Annotated in this window: 16 protein-coding genes; 9 read left to right on the top strand and 7 right to left on the bottom strand. The window is 66.6% G+C overall.

The genetic code is table 11. The annotated features are described in order from the left end of the window. The 6 genes from E4J89_RS14295 to E4J89_RS14270 form a co-directional block, all read left to right on the top strand. A partial coding sequence (locus tag E4J89_RS14295) for a Fe-Mn family superoxide dismutase (protein WP_276606347.1) occupies window positions 1-128 on the top strand: 128 nt, incomplete at its 5' end. Window positions 129-201: 73 nt separating this feature from the next. Further along, the gene (gene gap, locus E4J89_RS14290) at window positions 202-1,212 is read left to right on the top strand and encodes a type I glyceraldehyde-3-phosphate dehydrogenase (protein ID WP_136786815.1); all 1,011 of its coding nucleotides are present in this window, start codon (window positions 202-204) and stop codon (window positions 1,210-1,212) included. A gap of 34 nt (window positions 1,213-1,246) precedes the next feature. Next, window positions 1,247-2,485 carry a phosphoglycerate kinase gene (locus E4J89_RS14285; RefSeq protein WP_136786814.1) on the top strand — a complete coding sequence of 413 codons (1,239 nt, stop codon included), beginning with the start codon at window positions 1,247-1,249 and terminating at the stop codon, window positions 2,483-2,485. A gap of 105 nt (window positions 2,486-2,590) precedes the next feature. Continuing rightward, complete coding sequence (gene tpiA, locus E4J89_RS14280) at window positions 2,591-3,406, top strand: triose-phosphate isomerase (protein WP_136786813.1); 816 nt, start codon at window positions 2,591-2,593, stop codon at window positions 3,404-3,406. A gap of 46 nt (window positions 3,407-3,452) precedes the next feature. Beyond that, entirely contained in the window at window positions 3,453-3,704 is a 252-nt protein-coding gene (secG, locus tag E4J89_RS14275; RefSeq protein WP_127515609.1) for a preprotein translocase subunit SecG, read from the top strand. Window positions 3,705-3,868: 164 nt separating this feature from the next. Next, window positions 3,869-4,288: an RNA polymerase-binding protein RbpA gene (locus E4J89_RS14270; RefSeq protein ID WP_136786812.1), complete on the top strand. Its 420-nt coding sequence runs from the start codon at window positions 3,869-3,871 to the stop codon at window positions 4,286-4,288. Window positions 4,289-4,476: 188 nt separating this feature from the next. Here E4J89_RS14270 and pgl read toward each other — a convergent pair whose 3' ends face one another. The 6 genes from pgl to tkt are packed head-to-tail and all read right to left on the bottom strand — an operon-like array spanning window position 4,477 to window position 12,608. After that, a complete protein-coding gene (gene pgl, locus E4J89_RS14265) occupies window positions 4,477-5,271 on the bottom strand; it encodes a 6-phosphogluconolactonase (RefSeq protein WP_136786811.1) in 795 nt (264 codons plus the stop codon). Then, the gene (locus E4J89_RS14260) at window positions 5,261-6,202 is read right to left on the bottom strand and encodes a glucose-6-phosphate dehydrogenase assembly protein OpcA (protein WP_136786810.1); all 942 of its coding nucleotides are present in this window, start codon (window positions 6,200-6,202) and stop codon (window positions 5,261-5,263) included. The genes pgl and E4J89_RS14260 overlap by 11 nt, the downstream gene beginning before the upstream one ends. Further along, window positions 6,199-7,758: a glucose-6-phosphate dehydrogenase gene (gene zwf / locus E4J89_RS14255; RefSeq protein ID WP_136786809.1), complete on the bottom strand. Its 1,560-nt coding sequence runs from the start codon at window positions 7,756-7,758 to the stop codon at window positions 6,199-6,201. Before zwf ends, E4J89_RS14260 begins: the two co-directional genes overlap by 4 nt. Before the next feature lie 2 nt (window positions 7,759-7,760). Next, window positions 7,761-9,371 carry a glucose-6-phosphate isomerase gene (locus tag E4J89_RS14250; RefSeq protein ID WP_136786808.1) on the bottom strand — a complete coding sequence of 537 codons (1,611 nt, stop codon included), beginning with the start codon at window positions 9,369-9,371 and terminating at the stop codon, window positions 7,761-7,763. Further along, a complete protein-coding gene (tal, locus tag E4J89_RS14245) occupies window positions 9,368-10,492 on the bottom strand; it encodes a transaldolase (protein WP_136786807.1) in 1,125 nt (374 codons plus the stop codon). The genes E4J89_RS14250 and tal overlap by 4 nt, the downstream gene beginning before the upstream one ends. Window positions 10,493-10,502: 10 nt before the next feature. After that, on the bottom strand, window positions 10,503-12,608 hold the full coding sequence (tkt, locus tag E4J89_RS14240; RefSeq protein WP_136786827.1) for a transketolase: 2,106 nt from the start codon (window positions 12,606-12,608) through the stop codon (window positions 10,503-10,505). 486 nt (window positions 12,609-13,094) lie between these two features. Here tkt and E4J89_RS14235 point away from each other — a divergent pair, with 486 nt between their 5' ends. The 3 genes from E4J89_RS14235 (at window position 13,095) to E4J89_RS14225 (ending at window position 17,548) form a co-directional block, all read left to right on the top strand. Then, window positions 13,095-14,048: a heme o synthase gene (locus E4J89_RS14235; RefSeq protein ID WP_136786826.1), complete on the top strand. Its 954-nt coding sequence runs from the start codon at window positions 13,095-13,097 to the stop codon at window positions 14,046-14,048. Window positions 14,049-14,177: 129 nt separating this feature from the next. Continuing rightward, the gene (locus E4J89_RS14230) at window positions 14,178-15,116 is read left to right on the top strand and encodes a dihydrodipicolinate synthase family protein (protein WP_136786806.1); all 939 of its coding nucleotides are present in this window, start codon (window positions 14,178-14,180) and stop codon (window positions 15,114-15,116) included. Between the two features lie 545 nt (window positions 15,117-15,661). Continuing rightward, entirely contained in the window at window positions 15,662-17,548 is a 1,887-nt protein-coding gene (locus tag E4J89_RS14225) for an HNH endonuclease signature motif containing protein (protein ID WP_136786805.1), read from the top strand. A 37-nt stretch (window positions 17,549-17,585) separates the two neighbouring features. Here E4J89_RS14225 and E4J89_RS14220 read toward each other — a convergent pair whose 3' ends face one another. Next, window positions 17,586-18,449 carry a neutral zinc metallopeptidase gene (locus E4J89_RS14220; protein WP_136786804.1) on the bottom strand — a complete coding sequence of 288 codons (864 nt, stop codon included), beginning with the start codon at window positions 18,447-18,449 and terminating at the stop codon, window positions 17,586-17,588. Window positions 18,450-18,775: the final 326 nt, after the last annotated feature.

Here is an 18,775-nt window from a genome sequence, read left to right as displayed (position 1 = left end):
TGGACTACGTCAACGTCAAGGCCGACTACGTCAAGGCGTTCTGGAACATCGTCAACTGGGCCGACGTCGCTGCCCGGTTCGACGCCGCCCGCACCGGCGCTTCCGCGCTGATCACCCCGGCCAGCTAGGGCCGGACCACCAACAAGGCACGGCCGCGGTGGCCCCGCCGCCGACCGTCATCTCCTCCAGGAGGCAGAGACAATGACTATTCGAGTTGGTATCAACGGATTTGGCCGGATCGGCCGCAGCTACTTCCGCGCCGTCCTGGCGAAGGACACGGATCTGGAAATCGTCGCGATCAACGACCTGACCGATGCGGAGACCCTGGCCCACTTGCTCAAATACGACAGCGTGCTGGGCATCCTGTCGGACACGGTGGAGGTGGACTCCGGCAACCTGATCGTCGGCGGCCGGAAGATCCGGGTGCTCTCGGAGAAGGACCCGGCAGACCTGCCGTGGAGCGATCTCCAGGTGGATATCGTGATCGAATCCACCGGGCGGTTCAACAAGAGCGGGGGCGCCCGCAAGCACATGGACGCCGGCGCCAAGAAGGTCCTGGTCTCCGCGCCCGCCAAAGATGAGGACATCACCATCGTGATGGGCGTCAATGACAGCGAGTACGACGCCGGGGCGCACCACCTGATTTCGAACGCCTCCTGCACCACCAATTGCCTGGCCCCGCTGGCCAAGGTATTGCACGAGAAGTTCGGCATCGAGCACGGACTCATGACCACCATCCACGCCTACACTGCCGACCAGAACCTGCAGGACGGCCCGCACCGTGACCTGCGGCGCGCCCGGGCTGCGGCCATCAACCTGGTGCCGACGTCGACCGGCGCCGCCAAGGCCATCGGCCGGGTGCTCCCTGACCTGCAGGGCAAGTTGGACGGCTTCGCGGTCCGGGTGCCAGTGCCCACCGGCTCGATGACGGACCTCACGGCCACCCTTTCCCGCGAAGCAACCGTGGAAGAGGTCAACGAGGCCTTCAAGGAAGCCGCCGCGGACCCGCACTGGGCCGGCATCCTCACCTATACCGAGGACCCGATCGTGTCGTCCGACATCGTCACAGACCCTTCGTCTTCGATCTTCGACTCGGGACTGACTAAGGTTATGGGTAACCAGGTGAAAGTTGTTGGCTGGTACGACAACGAATGGGGCTACTCCAACCGCCTGCTGGATCTGACCACTCTGATCGCATCAAAGCTGTCCTAGGCACGGCACCACCGTCCTCCGCACGAAGGTAGAAATGACTGCACATTCTCTTGATGAACTGCTGGCCGCCGGAGTCCGCGGACGCCACGTGTTGGTCCGTTCGGACCTGAACGTCCCGTTGGAGGGCGAAGCGCCGGCACTCACGGTGTCCGACGACGGACGCATCCGCGCCTCGCTGCCGGTCATCACCAAGTTGGCAGAGGCCGGGGCCCGGGTCATCGTGACGGCACACCTCGGCCGCCCCAAGGGCGCCCCCGAGGAGAAGTTCTCGCTGCGGCCTGCGGTTGCCCGGCTGAAGGAGTTGGCTGCCGTCACGGTCAAGTTCGCCGAGGACACGGTCGGCCCGGCGGCCCGGGAAGGCGCGGCAGGGCTGCTGGACGGCGAAGTGCTGGTGCTGGAGAACGTGCGCTTCGATGCCCGGGAAACCAGCAAGGACGACGCCGACCGCGGCGCTTTCGCCACCGAACTTGCCGCCCTCACCGGTGATAATGGGGCCTATGTGGACGACGCGTTCGGCGCCGTGCACCGCAAGCACGCTTCGGTCTACGACATCGCCCGCCTGCTTCCGGCCTACCAAGGCGACCTGGTCCGCACGGAACTCCAGGTGCTGAACCGTCTCACCGAAGCGCCGCAGCGGCCGTATGTGGTGGTGCTGGGCGGCTCCAAGGTGTCGGACAAGCTGGCCGTGATTGAGAACCTGCTGGGCAAGGCCGACTACCTGCTGATCGGCGGCGGCATGGTCTTCACCTTCCTCGCCGCCCAGGGACACGAGGTCGGCGCCAGCCTGCTGGAGAAGGACCAACTGGACACGGTGCGCGGCTACCTCGCCCGCGCCAAGGAACTGGGATGCACGTTCATCCTGCCCACCGACATTGTGGTGGCAGAGAAGTTCGCCGCTGACGCGGCATGGGAAGTGGTGCCCGCGGACAGTATCGAGTCGGCTTCTTTCGGCTCCGACGGCATCGGATTGGATATCGGTCCGGAGTCGGCCGAAGCGTTCGCGCACCAGATCCATTCGGCGAATACCGTCTTCTGGAACGGGCCCATGGGTGTGTTCGAATTCGATGCCTTCGCGAATGGAACCCGCACCGTGGCCAAGGCGCTCACCGGTAGCGACGGCTTCACCGTCGTCGGCGGCGGCGATTCTGCCGCTGCCGTGCGTACCCTGGGCTTTGACGACGACGCGTTCGGGCATATTTCCACCGGCGGCGGCGCCAGCCTGGAATACCTTGAAGGCAAGGAACTGCCCGGCCTGGCCGCACTCGACCGCTGACGGGACCGGGACCCTCGCCGCGGCGAGGCCGGTTCCGGCAATCCCCACGCCCCAGCGCGGCCCGGCCGCGCCAATCGACGCCCAGCACCACAGATGGAGACCGCAGTGACCACTTCGACCAACGGCAAGTTCGACCGCAAACCGCTGATCGCCGGCAACTGGAAGATGAACATGGACCATGTCCAGGGCATCACGCTGCTGCAGAAATTGGCCTGGACCCTCAGCGATGCCCGGCACGACTACAACCGGGTCGAGGTTGCCGTCTTCCCTCCGTTCACGGATTTGCGCGGCGTGCAGACGCTCGTCAATGGCGACAACCTGAAACTGGTGTACGGGGCACAGGACCTCTCGCCGCATGACTCGGGCGCGTACACCGGGGACATCTCAGGACAGTTCCTGGCCAAGCTGGGCTGCGGTTATGTCCTCGTGGGCCACTCCGAGCGGCGCGAAATCCATGGCGAGGATGACGCCCTGCTGAATGAGAAGCTGAAGGCCGCCTACCGGCACAAGCTGACGCCGATTCTGTGCGTGGGCGAGGGCCTCGCGGTGCGCCAGACAGGTGGCCACGTGGAGCACACGCTCAGCCAGTTGCGTGCCAATGTGGCCGGGCTCGACGCCGAGCAAGCAGCCAGGTTGGTCGTTGCCTACGAGCCGGTCTGGGCGATTGGTACCGGGGAGGTGGCCGGTCCCGAGGATGCCCAGGAGATGTGCGCCGCCCTGCGGGCCGAGCTGGCCGTGCTCTTCGACCAGACGGTAGCAGCCGGCGTCCGGTTGCTCTACGGCGGCTCCGTGAAGGCGGGGAATGCTGCCGCCATCCTGAACGAGCGCGATGTCGACGGCGTGTTGGTTGGCGGGGCCAGTCTCGACGCGGGCGAATTTGCTAATATTGTCAGGTTCGAACACCATCTGCTGACAAAGTGATGTCTGCCCGCCACTGGGATATCCCGACAGCTGACGAAAGGCCACTGTGGAAGCTCTGAAGATCACTCTGCAAATCCTGCTGGGCATCACCAGCCTGCTGCTGACCCTGCTCATCCTGCTGCACAAGGGACGCGGCGGCGGCATGTCCGACATGTTCGGCGGCGGCATGACCACCAGCCTGGGCTCGTCCGGTGTGGCGGAGCGCAACCTCAACAGGTTCACGGTGGTCCTTGGGCTGGTCTGGGGCACGGTCATCGTGGCTCTCGGCCTCATGATGCGCTTCAGCGCTGAATCCTAACCGGTTTGCCGGCGGCCCTGCCGCCTTTCGGTCCGCTGAAGGACCGGTTTTCGGTGCCCCCGAAATTCCGAGAGAGATTGCCCCAACCCCTTAACCCTGCGCTGTTCCCACCGTAGACTGGTGCCCGATGCAGGGGGCATCGATTCTGGTCATCGGGGGCAAACATGGTTGATCCGTCGAATTCCTTTCGGGCCGTCCGGGTCGGTTCAGAAACGGGCGCCGGGCTCGCCGGTTGGCAGGCCGTCACCGGCCGGACGGTAGTGCCGGTGACCAAAGTCCCGGTCACCTACTGGTGCCCCAAGGGACATCAGACCACACCGGTCTTCGCTAATCTCAGCGAAGCCGACATCCCTCCGTCCTGGGACTGCCCGCACTGCGGCCAGATAGCCGCCAGGGAGCCAGGCGGGGGCGGTGCCGAAGCCCGCAGCACCGACGAGCCCTATAAGAGCCATCTGGAGTATGCCAAGGAACGGCGCAGCCCGGATGAAGCCGAGGCCGTGGTGGAACAGGCCCTGGAGAAGTTGCGGCGGCGACGGCGGGAAGCACTTCGCCGGGCCGAGTCAGGCCGGCGCAAGAATGACTAGGCGCCCACTCATGGCGCATTCTTCCCGGGGCACGGATGGTTATCCGGCGGGCCGCTTTGTCCCCGGGCACGGCTGGTAATCCGGCGGCCGCTTTGTCCCAGGGCTGGTTATCCGGCGGGCCGCCGTCGATCGTGGCGCCGCATGGTGCCGGGCCAGCGGATCGCGCTGGCGGCCGGCAAAACCGGGCTCTAGTCTTCGTCGCCGCTTTCCGCCGGGGCCAGCAGCGCCTCGGGCAGCTTCGAAGCCGCGTCCTGATCCAGCAGCCAGACCGTGCGCTTGCGTCCACGGGCGCCCGCAGCAGGAACCTGTACCGGGCTGGCACCGGCCAAGGCCAACCCCACGGCTCCGGCCTTGTCACTGCCGCCCACCACCAGCCACACCTCATCGGCGGAATTGATCGCGGGCAGCGTCAGGGACACCCGCTCGGGCGGCGGTTTCGGTGCCTCGGTTTCGCCCACCGCGGAGCGGTCTTCGGTACGAATACCGGCCATCTCGGGGAACAGCGACGCAATGTGTGCGTCAGGGCCGACGCCGAGCAAAAGCACGTCGAACTTCGGCACCGGGCCGCCGGTGCCCTCGTCGGCCGCTGCCTGGCGGAGGGCCGCGGAGTAGGCCGAGGCCGCCGCGTCCGGGTCGGTGTATTCGCCGGCCGCGCCGAAGGGGTGGATCCGGGTAGGGTCCAGCGGCAGTGCGTCGAGCAGTGCGTCACGCGCCTGGCGTTCGTTGCGGTCCGTGCTGTCCTTCGCGACGAAACGTTCGTCGCCCCACCACACGTTCACCTTCGACCAGTCGAAGCCGGCAGGAACGTCAACCGCGGCTACCGCCTTCAGCGTGTTGATCCCCAGGCTGCCGCCGGTGAGCACCACGGTGGCTTCGCCGCGATCGGACTGGACCGCTGCCAGCCGCTCGACCAGCCTGTTGGCGGCCGCGTTCGCCAGGGCGGCGACGTCGGAGTGGACTATGACGTGTGGTTCAGCGTTCACTGCGGCGTACGCTCCTCAAATTGGTCCGGGGCAATCCATCGATCAGCACTTCACCGAAAATCTCATCTGGGTCGAGCCGGCGAAGCTCTTCAGCCAGGCATTCTTCCAGCGGCCGGCGCGGCAGCGAAATCCGCTGGACCGGCTGGCCCGGCATCAGCAGTTCGGCCACGCTGGGGCCGGGACGCAGGATGCGGATGTCGCCGGTGGTCCGCGAGATCCGCACGCCCCGGATGCCGGTGCCCGCGGGGTCCTCCACGATGGTCACCGGCGCGTTCAGGGCCAGCGTCAGCCACGCCGCCAGCAGGACCGTGCTGGGGGAGTCGGAAGCCCCCTCCACCGCCACCGAGGTCACCGGGGCCGGCTCCAGCTGGTCAAAGACGGCAGCAAGCTGGATGCGCCAGTTGGTCAGCCGGGTCCAGGCCAGGTCCGTATCGCCGGCGGTGTACGTGTCGCGGAGGCTGAACAGCGCCTGCTGCGGGTCGGGCTCGTTACCGGAATCCGTGATGCGTCGGTGGGCGATCCGGCCTACCGACGTGCGCGAGGCATCCTTCGGCATCCCGTGCGGCCACCAGGCCACGATCGGGGCATCTGGCAGCAGCAGGGCGGCCACCAGGGACTCGCTTTCCGCAGCCAGCTGGCCGTACCCGTAGAGCACGATGACCTCGGCCGCACCGGCGTCGCCGCCGACCCGGATCTGGGCATCAAGGCGGGTCTTCGCTTTCGAGCCCGCATCCACCAGCGCAATGATCCGGCACGGATGTTCCCGGCTGGCGGCATTGGCCGCCAGGATGGCCTCTTCTTCATGGCCCAACGAAGTCGCCACCACCAGGGTGAGGACACGTCCCAGGGCCACAACGCCGCCTTGCTCGCGCATGGCGACGATTTCCTTCGAGACCTTCGACGTCGTGGTGTTTTTGAGGTCTTTGATCACGGCCTTCTCCAGGTGCGTCCGTCGCGGGCCAGCAGTTCATCGGCCGACGCCGGCCCCCAGCTGCCGGGGGAGTACGGCTCCGGCCGGGTGCGGCTCTCGGCCCAATATTCCTCAAACGGATCGAGGATCTTCCAGGAGAGCTCGACCTCCTGATGCCGCGGGAACAGCGGCGGCTCACCGAGCAGGACGTCCAGGATCAGCCGCTCATAGGCCTCCGGACTCGACTCGGTAAACGCATGTCCGTAGCCGAAGTCCATCGTGACGTCGCGGACTTCGGTCTGGGTGCCGGGCACCTTGGAACCGAACCGGATGGTGACTCCTTCGTCGGGCTGGACGCGGATCACCACCGCGTTTTGGCCGAAATCGTCTTCGGTATGGCTCGGGAACAGCAGGTTCGGAGCCCGCTTGAAGACGACGGCGATCTCCGTCACCCTGCGGCCCAGCCGCTTTCCGGCCCGCAGGTAGAACGGAACACCAGCCCAGCGCCGGGTGTGGATGTCCAGCCGCAGCGCCGCATAGGTCTCGGTGACCGAATCGGGGTTGAAGCCTTCTTCCTCCAGATAGCCAATGACCTTTTCACCGCCCTGCCAGCCGCCGGTGTACTGGCCCCGGGCCGAATGGGCCGAAAGATCCTCAGGGAGCTTGACGGCGGCCAGCACCTTTTCCTTCTCTGCGCGCAGGTCTTCCGCCTGGAAGGAGATCGGCTCTTCCATAGCGGTCAGGGCCAGCAGCTGCAGCAGGTGGTTCTGGATGACGTCGCGGGCCGCGCCGACGCCGTCGTAATAGCCTGCGCGCCCGCCAATACCGATGTCCTCCGCCATGGTGATCTGCACATGATCCACGTAGTTGGCGTTCCAGAGTGGTTCAAAGAGCTGATTGGCAAAGCGCAGGGCCAGCAGGTTCTGGACGGTTTCCTTGCCCAGGTAGTGGTCGATGCGGAAGACCGCGTCCGGCGGGAACACCGACTCAACGATGTTGTTCAGCTCCCGCGCGGACTGCAGATCATGGCCGAAGGGCTTTTCAATGACCACTCGGCGCCACGGCATGCCCGGAGCATCCTCGGTGGCCTGGGCGAGGCCGTGCGAGGAGAGCATCTGGCACACCTGCTCGAACGCCTTGGGCGGGATGGAGAGGTAGAAAGCGTGGTTCCCCTGGGTCCCGCGCTGTTCATCGAGTTCCTTCAGAGTGGCCCCGAGCTGCTCGAAGGCCTCGTCGTCGTCGAACGTCCCCTGGACAAACCGGATGCCGGCAGCCAGATGGGTCCAGATGTCCTCGCGGAACGGGGTGCGGGCGTGCTGCTGCACGGCCTCTTTCACCTGCGCCGCGAATTCGGCGTCGTCCCACGGCCGGCGGGCAAAACCCACCAGCGCGAAACTGGGCGGCAGCAGTCCGCGGTTGGCCAGGTCGTAAACGGCCGGCATCAGCTTCTTGCGCGCAAGGTCTCCGGTAACGCCGAACAGCACCAGCGAACAGGGGCCGGCAATCCGGTCGAGCCGTCGGTCGCGAGGATCACGCAGCGGGTTGGCCGGACGACGGTGTGGTGTGGAAGGTGCCATTACTACTTTCCGGCGAGTTGGGACACGGCATCGATGACCTGGCGCAAACCCGCCGCGCGGTCCGCCAAATGCAGGCGGAGGACGGGCCGGCCGGCCCCGCGCAGCACGGTGGCGTCGCCGGCGGCCTGGGCATCGATCAGTTCGCCGAAGCTGAAGGGACGGCCCGGGATGGGGATGTCCGCGGCAGCTTCGCCGGTCAGCTGCAGGAAGACGCCGGTAGCCGGTCCTCCCTTGTGGAACTGGCCGGTGGAGTGCAGGAAGCGCGGTCCCCAGCCGAAGGTCACGGGACGGCCGGTTGCTTCCGCCAACAGCGGCCGGATCCGTTCCAGCTCGGCCTGGCCGAAGCGGTCCAGATAGGCCTGGACGCCGAGGTAGCCGTCCGGTCCGAGTTTGCCCAGCAGGTCGCGGAGCGCATCCGACAACGAACCGCCGACAGCCAACCCGCTGCCGCGGACCTGGACTGCGCCGTCGGTGAAGTCGGGAAGCTTGGCCTCCGGACGCTCTTCCAGTAGGCCGCGCGCGGCGGCCTTGGCCGCCTCCACATCCGGCTGGTCGAACGGGTTGATGCCCAGCAGGCGGCCGGCCACTGCCGTGGCGTACTCCCAGAGCAGCAGTTGGCTGCCCAGGCTGCCGCCCACGGCAAGCTCGTCCGCGCCGAGTGCCACCTCGTGATCGGGGGAGACCAGGCGGACCACCAGCACGTCCGCGGCCTTGGAGACCGTCTCGGGGTCGCCGGAGTTGACCACGACCGGCAGCAGTCCGGTGCCCAGCTTGCCGGTGGACTCGGCGATCAGTTGTTCGGCCCAGTCGCCGAAACCGACAATCCCGGACCCTTCATCGGCAATGGCGATCTTGTTGCGCAGCGGTTCCGTGCCGGCCAGCGCGGCACCCAGTGCGAGGGCCATGTTGTCGGCGGAGTCCTCGGAGAGTACTTCGGCCGCTTCCTCGGCGTCGTCAAGCAGCTTTTCGATGTCCACTCCGGCCAGCCCCGAAGGGACCAGACCGAAGGCGGTCAGCGCGGAGTAGCGCCCGCCGACGTCGGGATCGGCGTTGAACACCGCCCGGTAGCCGGCCTCCCGGGAGGCCTGATCCAGCGGTGACCCGGGATCGGTGACCACAATGATCCGCGACGCGGCGTCCAGGCCCGCGTCGGCGAAAGCCTGTTCGAAGACCCGGCGCTGCGAATCCGTTTCCAGCGTGGAACCGGATTTGGACGCCACGATAATGGCGGTGTCGGCCAGCCGCTCCGCCAGGGCGGCACCCACCTGCTGCGGGTCCGTGCTGTCGAGCACGGTTAGTTCCACGCCGGCGGTATTGGCGATGACCTCCGGAGCCAGCGAGGAGCCGCCCATGCCGGCCAGCACGAACCGCGTCACGCCTTCGGCAGCAAGTTCCTTGCGCAGCTCCAGAATGTCTGCCACCAACGGCCGGGAGAGCGCGGCGGCATCCACCCAGCCGAGCCGGATACTGGCCTCGGCTTCCGCGTCCGGGCCCCACAACGTATTATCCTGGGCGGCAATCCGGGACGCCACGCGGTCCTCGACCAAGGTGTCGATGTGCCGGCGGACGGCGGCCAGCGCAGCTCCCGATGCTTCGAAGGCCAGCGAGCTCATGCCTTCTTGGCTCCCGGTGCCGAGTCCAGCGCGTTCTGGACGGTCTCCCGCAGTTGCTGCCAGCTGGTGACGAACTTCTCCAGGCCCTCGTCCTCGAGCAGGTCGACGACTTCGTTGTAGGAGATGCCGACCTTGGCGATCTGGTCCAGCACCTTGTTGGCTTCCTGGTAGCTGCCGGTGACCCGGTCGCCTTCGATCTTGCCGTGGTCGGCGACGGCGTCCAGCGTCTTCTCCGGCATGGTGTTGACCACATTGGGGGCCACCAGTTCGGTGACGTACAGCGTGTCCGGGTAGTCCGGGTTCTTCACGCCGGTGGACGCCCACAGCGGCCGCTGCGGGCGGGCACCGGAGGCGGCCAGGACCTGCCAACGTTCGGTAGCGAACTGCTCTTCGTAGATCTGGTACGCCAGCTGTGCGTTGGCGACGCCGGCCTTGCCCTTGAGCGCGATGGCCTCATCGGAGCCGATCGCGTCCAGCCGGTTATCGATCTCGCTGTCGACGCGGGATACGAAGAAGGAGGCCACCGAGTGGAGGCTGGCCAGGTCCTTGCCGTTCTCCTTGGCCTGCTCCAGCCCGAGCATGAAGGCGTTGATCACTTCGCGGTACCGCTGCAGCGAGAAGATCAGCGTGACGTTGACGCTGATGCCGGCCGCGAGGGTCTCGGTGATGGCTTCGAGGCCTTCCGTGGTGGCCGGGATCTTGATGAACGCGTTCGTCCGGCCCACGGCCTTGTGCAGGTGCTTGGCCTCTTCGACGGTGCCCTTGGCGTCGCGGGCCAGCCGCGGGTCCACCTCAATGGATACCCGGCCGTCCACGCCATCGGTGTCGGTGGCGAGGGCGGAGAACAGGTCGCAGGCTTCGGCCACGTCGGCGGTGGTGATGGCGAAAACCGCCGAGTCCACGTCAGCGCCGTCGGCGGCCAGCTGGTGGACCTGGGCCTCGTAGCTGCGGCCGTCCTGCAGTGCCGAGGCGAAGATGGACGGGTTGGTGGTGACGCCCACAACGTTCTTCTCGTCGATCAGCGCCTTCAGCGTCCCGGAACTGATCCGTTCGCGGGAGAGATCGTCGAGCCAGATGGAGACACCGGCATCGGAGAGTGCCTGGGTATTCGGGTTGGACATCGCGTCCTCCTTAGGAGTTGTTGATCTGTGCGAGCGAGTCGCGGGCGGCCTCGACAACGGCCTCGGCCGTGATGCCGAACTCGCGGAACAGGGTCTTGTAGTCGGCGGAGGCACCGTAGTGTTCCAGGGACACGCTCCGGCCGGCGTCGCCGACCAGGCCGTCCCAGCACTGCGCGATGCCGGCTTCCACCGAAACCCGGGCCTTCACGCCGGCGGGAAGCACGGATTCGCGGTAGGCGGCGTCCTGGCGGGCGAACCACTCGAGGCAGGGCACGGACACCACGCGGGTGGCGATGCCGTCGGCCTGCAGCGTTTCGCGGGCCTGGACGGCCAGTTGAACCTCGGAGCCGGTGGCCAGCAGGATCACCTGCGGCGCGGCGTCGGCGCCGCCGGACTGCGCTTCGGCCAGGACATACGCGCCCTTGGCCACATTGTCGGCGGAGGCGAAACCGGATTCTCCCCGGTCGTAGACCGGCAGGTTCTGCCGGGTGAGCACAATGCCGGCCGGGTTGCTGTGGTTCTCCAGCATCGCCTTCCACGCCTGGGCCACTTCGTTGGCATCGGCGGGGCGGACGACGTCGAGGCCCGGGATGGCACGCAGGCTCGCCAACTGCTCCACCGGCTGGTGGGTGGGCCCGTCTTCGCCGAGGCCGATGGAATCATGCGTCCACACGTAGATCGACGGAACACCCATCAGCGCGCCGAGCCGGATGGCCGGCCGCTGGTAGTCGCTGAAGATCAGGAACGTTCCGGAGAAAGCCCTGGTGTTGGAGCTGAGCACAATGCCGTTCACGATGGAGGCGGCCGCATGCTCGCGGATGCCGAAGTGCAGTACCCGGCCGTAGGGACCGCCCGACCACATTTCGGTCTGCCGCGACTCCGGCACAAACGAGGGAGCGCCTTCGATGGTGGTGTTGTTCGATTCTGCCAAGTCGGCCGAGCCGCCCCACAGTTCCGGCAGCACCGGACCAATGGCGTTGAGCACCTTGCCGGAGGCGGCGCGCGTGGAGATGTCCTTACCGGCGGGGAACTCTGGCAGCGCCTGCTCCCAGCCCTGCGGCAGCTCGGAAGCCTGCACGCGGTCCAGCAGCGCGGCGTTCTCCGGGTTGGCTTCCCGCCATGCCTGATAGCCGGTGTCCCAGTCCGCGCGGGCCTGCTTGCCGCGTGCGGCAACCTCGCGGGCGTGGTCCAAAACCTCCTGCTCGACGGCGAACTGCTGCTCCGGATCGAAGCCGAGCACTTCCTTGACCGCTGCGACTTCTTCGGCGCCGAGCGCCGAGCCGTGGATCTTGCCGGTGTTCTGCTTCTTCGGGGCCGGCCAGCCAATAATGGTGCGCAGCGAAATGATCGAGGGCCGGGACGTCTCGGCCTTTGCAGCCTTCAGCGCCTCAAACAGGGCCGGAATGTCTTCGGCGTACTCGCCGGTCTTGGTCCAGTCCACGCGCTGGGTGTGCCAGCCGTACGCTTCGTAGCGCTTGAGCACATCCTCGGTGAAGGCGATGTCGGTGTCGTCTTCGATGGAGATCTTGTTGTCGTCGTAGATCACCACCAGGTTGCCCAGTTCCTGGTGGCCGGCCAGCGAGGAGGCCTCCGAAGTGACGCCTTCCTGCAGGTCGCCGTCGGAGGCGATGACCCACACGGTGTGGTCGAAGGGGCTCTCGCCGGCGGCGGCATCGGCGTCGTACATGCCGCGGGTGCGGCGCTGCGCGTAGGCGAAGCCGACGGCGGAAGCGAGGCCCTGGCCCAGCGGGCCAGTGGTGATTTCAACGCCCGGAGTGTGCTTGTACTCGGGGTGGCCGGGGGTGAGTGAGCCCCAGGTCCGCAGCGCCTGCAGATCCTCCAGCTCCAGGCCGTAGCCGGAAAGGAACAGCTGGATGTAGAGCGTCAGCGAGGTGTGGCCGGGGGAGAGGACAAAACGGTCGCGGCCCACCCACTGCGGATCGGACGGGTCGTGCCGCATGAACTGCTGGAAGATCAAGTAGGCGGCCGGCGCCAGGCTCATGGCGGTGCCCGGGTGGCCGTTGCCGACCTTCTCCACCGCGTCGGCGGCGAGAACACGCACTGTGTCCACCGCCCGCTGGTCCAGCGATGTCCACGACAATTCCTGATCTTGCATATGTGGCACCGGTGGGGCCCTTTCTGATCGAGATAGCAGCACCGACGGCCCGGAAAGGCGCCCGCAACTGCGGACCCGGCGGACCATTCGCCGTTGAACCTGCTTGAGCATTGTTGCGCCACATCCCCGCGGACTGGCGCTCGATCCCCACTCTATCCGTTGCGCCTGCAATGCGCAGGAAGCTTTACGGTGCGAGCAGTCACAGGTGCGCGTAGTCACACCGGCAGTCATGGTTTAGCGCTGGCTGACGGCGGCCGCCGTGCGCGTCGGTTTCCTACCCGGGGCGACGTGCGCGTCGGTTTCACCGGGGCCGACGCGGCGACCGCTCGCGTCGGTTTCGCTCGGACCGACCCGGCTGTCCCGCGCGTCGGTTTCTACGACAGATAGAAGGAGTATGATGTAGGAGCACCTTGACCCGCCCTAAGCGGCCGGGCGTTTTCGTGTGTCAGACGGACTCCAGCAGAACTGAGTGGTTTTTCCTTGAATATGCAGACCGTGCCGGACCAGGCGTTGGCAGTTCCGGCCAAGCCCGGCTTTTCGCGCAAGGCCAAAGCGTACATCGCGCTCACAAAGCCCCGTGTCATGGAACTCTTGCTGGTCACCACCCTGCCCACCATGATCTTTGCCCACGGCGGCTTTCCGGATCTCTGGCTGATGGCTGCCACGATGATCGGTGGCGCGCTGGCCGCCGGGTCGGCCGGCTCCTTCAACTGCTACATCGACCGGGACATGGACAAGCTCATGCACCGGACGGAGAACCGGCCGCTGGTGACCGGCGAACTTACTCCCCGCGAGGCTCTGGTGTTCTCCTGGGTCCTGGGCGTGGTGGCCGTCGCGCTGCTCTGGTTCGGCGCGAATCCGCTGGCCGGCATGCTGGGCGTTGGGGCGATCTTCTTCTACGTGGTCATCTACACGCTGATCCTCAAGCGCCGCACCTCGCAGAACATTGTTTGGGGCGGCGCCGCGGGATGCTTCCCGGTGCTCATTGCCTGGGCCGCTGTCACCAACACGGTGGCCTGGCCCGCTGTGATCCTGTTCATGGTCATCTTCCTGTGGACGCCGCCGCACTACTGGCCGCTGTCCATGAAGTACAGCGACGATTACAACGCCGCCAACGTCCCGATGCTGGGCGCCATCGCCAGCGCGCGCCAGGTATCCGTCCAGGTGGTCCTGTACGCGTGGGCCACGTTGGCGTGCTCGCTGCTGCTTGCTCCCGTCGGCGGCGCCGGCTGGGTTTACACGGTTGTGGCGCTGGTGAGCGGCGGCTACTTTGTGTATGAATCGCACCGGCTGTACGCGCTGGCCAAGCGTGGAACCGAGACTCCTGCGGCCACGAACAAGAGCGCCATGCGGGTCTTCCACGGCTCCATCAGCTACCTGACCGTGCTGTTCCTGGCTCTGGCGGTAGACCCCTTCATCGGCGGCCCCGTCTTCGGCTAACCGCCGTCCGGATCGGGGACGGCTTGGGCGTGCGCAAGTGCTAGGCCCCACATAAGTCGCGCCAGCGGCGTCCATTAGCGGTGCCCTGTCCATCCCATGGCGGCCCACGCGCTGGCCTAAGATAACGGAATGAATCCATTCCGCGGTCTCATTGCCTACCCGGTGACTCCTTTCCATCACGACGGCAGCGTCAACTTTCCAGAGTTGCACCGTCACGTTTCCGCAGTGGCCGGGTCACCGGTGGATGCAATAACGGTGCTCGGCAGCTCCGGCAACTTTGCCTATCTGGACCGTGCGGAACGGCGAGAAGTCATCACAGCGGCCGTGGAAGCTGCCAAGGCAGTGCGACCGGATGTGCCGGTGTGTGCCGGCGTGAGCGCGGTGGGCACCCGGGAACTTCTGCAAAACATCGACGACGCCGCGGCGGCGGGTGTCGATGGGCTGCTGGTTTCCACCGTCTCGTACTACCCGTTGACGGACGAAGAGGTTGCAGCCCAATGCGTTGCGGCTGCCCGGCAGTCGCCGCTCCCGATGTGTCTGTACAGTAATCCGCGCACCACACAGTTCAGCTTCAGCTTGGAGTTGGTGGCGGAGCTGGCGGCTGAACCGACCATCGTCGCTGTGAAGGAATCAGCTGCTGATGCGGAAGTATTCCGTAAACGTTATGAACATCTTCGCCGCCTGTTGCCCGCAGGGTCGAAGGACTTTAGCCACGGGATGAGCGGCGATCCCTTGATCGCTGACGCAGGATTCGCGGCCGATGCTTGGCACGGCGGTCCGATTGCCGTACTTCCTGCCCACTACCGCGTGCTGCGCGATGCTCTGGAAGTCGGTGACGTGGAAGCAACAGACGCTGCGCGCGCGGCGCTTGCCCCGTTGATGGGCTACTTCGGGACGCTAAGGCCGCTCAGTAACCTATACGGCTTGGCCAGGGCGGCGGGCATCGACGCAGGCGACCCCCGCCTTCCGCTGCAGCCACTGCCGGGAAGCAGTCTGCGCGAACTGGCCCGGCTGCTCGAAGGCATCGAAGCCTTCCTGCCGGCCGAACGGGCGACGGCGGGGGAGTAGCGCCGCCGGTCGGAGCTTCGGACGAGCGCGCCACGAGCCTGGGGAAAGTCAGATAGCGCCCCAAGGCCGGGCGCAGTGGCGGACAGCGCCAGGCGCGGCTGGGGAAAGCCAGATAGCGCCTCAAGGCCGGGCGCGCGGATGCGGGCACCCCTCCTAGCGGATAGGGCGGTACCGACACTGCGCGTGTCAGGTGTCTCTACACCGTGACCCTGCTCTTCCCTACTTGTTAGTAATTCGGCCGCAGGTCTGGCGCCTGCTTCTGCCACCAATGTTTGCTTCCATGTGTGTGGCGCACCCTGGCGCACTCGTTTTTCACCATCGGGGTGAAGGTCCGTGCAGGCCTGGTGCACCGTCTCAACGATCGGTATTGCGCAGCAGGATCGTCACTGGCGGCACTCACTGAGCGGGTGGTTTTGGTTTGGGCTATCCCACCCTTTTTGGTTTCAGCGCTTGGGGGTGGATCCGAAACTGTCGTACCCGGGTGGTTGAGTTGGGTTATGGACGGTACGGAGCATCGGGGTCCGGTTTCCGGGGAGGGCCGGCGGTTGCCTACGCAGCAGGAGCGTGAGGCGGCGATCGCGCGGATTCTGGCCGGGATGAAGCCGGCCCGGAAGGAACCGGTGCCGGCACCGCCGCGGTGGGTGGAGCCGGAGTTTGAGCCCGGCCCCGACCCGTACGCGGGCCTGGACGTCCCGCCGGCCCCGGACGAGGAGCTGGATCATGGAAACCGGGCGTACCGGGAGGATTTCGAGCCTCGGGACCTGGATGACTTACAGGACCGGCCGCCGGGGGTGGGGCCAGTGCCCGCGGAGTTCGCGGAGCTGGCCAACCTGCCCGAGGGGTGCTGGCTGCCGGAGGGGTTGTTTGAGTCGAAAGCGCACGCGGACTATTACGCCGAGCGCCTCGAGACGCTGGTAGCCTCGGCGGACCCGGCGGTGCTGCTGGCCATGCTGACCGGTTCCGGCACCGGCGGGCTGGGCTATCAGGAGACGGTGGAACACCTGGCCGCGGTGCATCGGGTGCGGTGCTGGCTGGATGCCCGCGAGGTGGGGCTGGAGGCACGGCTAGGCCAGACCGCGCTGGCGCAGCTGCCGCCGCCGGGCCCGGGCTGTAAGACGTTGCGGCAGCGGCAGTCGCTGGCCGCGACGTCGGCGGCCGAGGAACTGGGCTGCCTGCTGGGGCTGGAAGAGCAGCAGGCGAGGGCCCGGCTGGACCAGGCCACCGACCTGCACCGGTTGTTCCCGGCCACGCTGGCGGCGATGGAGGCCGGGGACCTGGACCGGGAACAGGCAGCGGTCATCGTGGCCCAGGGCCGGTCCCTGCCGGAGGACGCGATTGCCGGGTTCGAACAGGCGTTGCTGGGCCGGGTGAAGGGCAGGTCGCTGCGGTCGTTGCGGGGCATGGCCAGGCGGCTGCGCGAGCGCAGGCACCCGGAAACCATCAGGAAGCGTCGCCGGCGCGCGGAGGAACGGCGGAACGTGGGCGTGGACCCGGCGCCGGACGGGATGGCGTGGCTGAACGCGTACCTGCCGGCCGAGCAGGCCGCCGCGATCGATGACCGGCTCACCCGCGCCGCCGGGCACCTGCGTGGCCAGGAGGGCGAGACCCGGTCGACGGGGCAGTTGCGGGCCGATGTGTTCGCGGACCTGCTCATCCACGCGGGCATGGACACCGGCCCGGCGGCCGGGATCCACGCCGAACCGGCAGTCACCGTCCCAGTGCTGTCGCTGCTGGGGCTGGGCGAGGAACCGGCCACGCTGGACGGCTACGGTCCGATCCCGGCGGACGCGGCCCGGCAGCTGTGCGCGGACGCGAAGTCGTTCTACCGGATCCTGACGCATCCGGAGACCGGGGCCCGGCTCTCCTACGGCCGGACCCGGTACCGGCCGCCGGCGGATCTGGCCCGGGCGGTGCGCAAACGCGACGAGGTGTGTCCGTTTGCCGGCTGCCGCAAAAACGGCAAGGCCTGCCAGATCGACCATACCCAGGCGTTCCGCGCCGACGGCGGGACCGGTGCAACCGATGCCGAGAACCTCGGTCCGCCGTGCGAGACCCACCACCGGCTGAAGACCAACGCCGGCTGGAAAATGACACAGCCCACGCCCGGGGTGTTCAACGTGACCACCCCGGCCGGCCGGACCTACACCGACCGGCCCGGCGAAGACAACGACCCGCCCGGCCAACCGGCCTACCCGCCCTCCGTTACCGCCGCGCTTCCGAAAGACCACAGGCAACGAATCGAACCGCTGGTCGTTCAGCCCTCGACGGGATCCGGGCCAGCCGGCAGTTCCAGCGATGACGGGTGGATGCCGCCCTGGCATCCCGTAAATAAGAAGCGTGCAACGGGCGAACAGCAGAACGAACCACCGGCAACCGATCGGCTGCACGACGGGCCGTCACCGAACCAACAGCAGGACCCGCCACCCTTCTGAAATCAAACGACCTGAGAGGTCAGACCGGTTGCCAGATCTACTGTTGTGACGGTAAGCATGCCAGCACGCCGCCTGTGCGTCCGACATTGAAGTTCGCGACCCGTTGGGAGGAGTTGCCGTGGTCCTGCGGGCTCGTCCAGGGGGTGTTTCCGCCGAGCGAACTCAGCGCAGTAACCAGTTCTTCCTGGTCACCTTGTTCAAGAATGAGAGTTCCATCTGCAGCCGCCCCGTACAGGGTCGCGCCCGCCAAGCAGTCTGCCTGCAGCTCATAGGCCTGAGACCGGAGGTTGGGGGCGAGCCGGTTCGCGATTGCATGGCTCCATTCGTGAGCGATGACCAAGTAAGGCCAAGCGTCTCCGAATTGGAATCCGCGCTCCATGAGCGAAGCGTCCCAGGCGACGTAATCCTCTGGAATGCAATAGAAGGCGTTGTCCGGCAGGAGTGGCTTGCCCGCGCAAGTGGGTGCGTTGCTTGGGTTTCTGCCATCGTATAGTCCAACGACCGTCGGCGGCGTGTATGTCCCGGTGAACAGTTCACTCCAATGAGTGCGCCAGAACTGGTCCGTGATCGCTTGGGCTGTCTGAATATCGGCCAACTCTTCTGAGGTGATGGCGTACGTGGAGATTCCGGCCGGGCCTGCATCAGCAGCATCATCTCCCGCTACTTCCGCAGGCAGCGTATGCACGTGGTGCGAATAATGGCCGAGTGCCTGCACACCGGGCCCCTCGATAGGGGTACCGCCCCCGTCCACTCCGAATCCTATTTCTGTGGAGTCCGACCTGCCTTGGTTGCCTGTCGAAGAGCCGGAAACGCCGGAACTTCCGCATCCGGATAATGCCAGGGTCATTGCCAGCACAAGACCAGCAATCACGCCCCATCTGTTTTTGGTTTCACCAGTCATGACCTCACTCGACTTTCCAACAGTATGATCCTCATCGAGATGGAGTTCCGACCGGGATATCACCTTTAGGTAAAGGGGTACAAGGGGCAGAGGAGAAACAACCGGTTCAGAGATTTAGATGAAACACTTCACCGGTCCGGAGAGCTCAGCCGGGACTGGCGCAGAGGCCCTTAGCCGAGGCCCTAGGGATGTCAGGTCGTGTCCCGCCGCGGGGTTTCAAAGCCGTTCCGGGAGGTACCTGCGCGGGGGCTCAGCCGGCTTCAGGACAGCGAACAATTGCAGTGCCATGGTCGCCCTTGCGAACCCGGGAGTTCGCCGCCGGCGAT

This window comes from Arthrobacter sp. CAU 1506, from assembly GCF_005047635.1.
Taxonomy (GTDB): Bacteria; Actinomycetota; Actinomycetes; order Actinomycetales; family Micrococcaceae; genus Crystallibacter.
The sequence above is the reverse complement of the archived record's forward strand: the minus strand, read 5'-3'. Positions and strand labels throughout refer to the sequence as shown.

Bases quoted from the DNA above. Each gene is read 5' to 3' on its own strand.
- gap (WP_136786815.1), top strand. From the start codon at position 202: ATGACTATTCGAGTTGGTATCAACGGATTTGGCCGGATCGGCCGCAGC.
- E4J89_RS14285 (WP_136786814.1), top strand. From the start codon at position 1,247: ATGACTGCACATTCTCTTGATGAACTGCTGGCCGCCGGAGTCCGCGGA.
- E4J89_RS14270 (WP_136786812.1), top strand. From the start codon at position 3,869: ATGGTTGATCCGTCGAATTCCTTTCGGGCCGTCCGGGTCGGTTCAGAA.
- zwf (WP_136786809.1), bottom strand. From the start codon at position 7,758: ATGGCACCTTCCACACCACACCGTCGTCCGGCCAACCCGCTGCGTGAT.
- E4J89_RS14250 (WP_136786808.1), bottom strand. From the start codon at position 9,371: ATGAGCTCGCTGGCCTTCGAAGCATCGGGAGCTGCGCTGGCCGCCGTC.
- tal (WP_136786807.1), bottom strand. From the start codon at position 10,492: ATGTCCAACCCGAATACCCAGGCACTCTCCGATGCCGGTGTCTCCATC.
- tkt (WP_136786827.1), bottom strand. From the start codon at position 12,608: ATGCAAGATCAGGAATTGTCGTGGACATCGCTGGACCAGCGGGCGGTG.
- E4J89_RS14235 (WP_136786826.1), top strand. From the start codon at position 13,095: ATGCAGACCGTGCCGGACCAGGCGTTGGCAGTTCCGGCCAAGCCCGGC.
- E4J89_RS14230 (WP_136786806.1), top strand. From the start codon at position 14,178: ATGAATCCATTCCGCGGTCTCATTGCCTACCCGGTGACTCCTTTCCAT.
- E4J89_RS14220 (WP_136786804.1), bottom strand. From the start codon at position 18,449: ATGACTGGTGAAACCAAAAACAGATGGGGCGTGATTGCTGGTCTTGTG.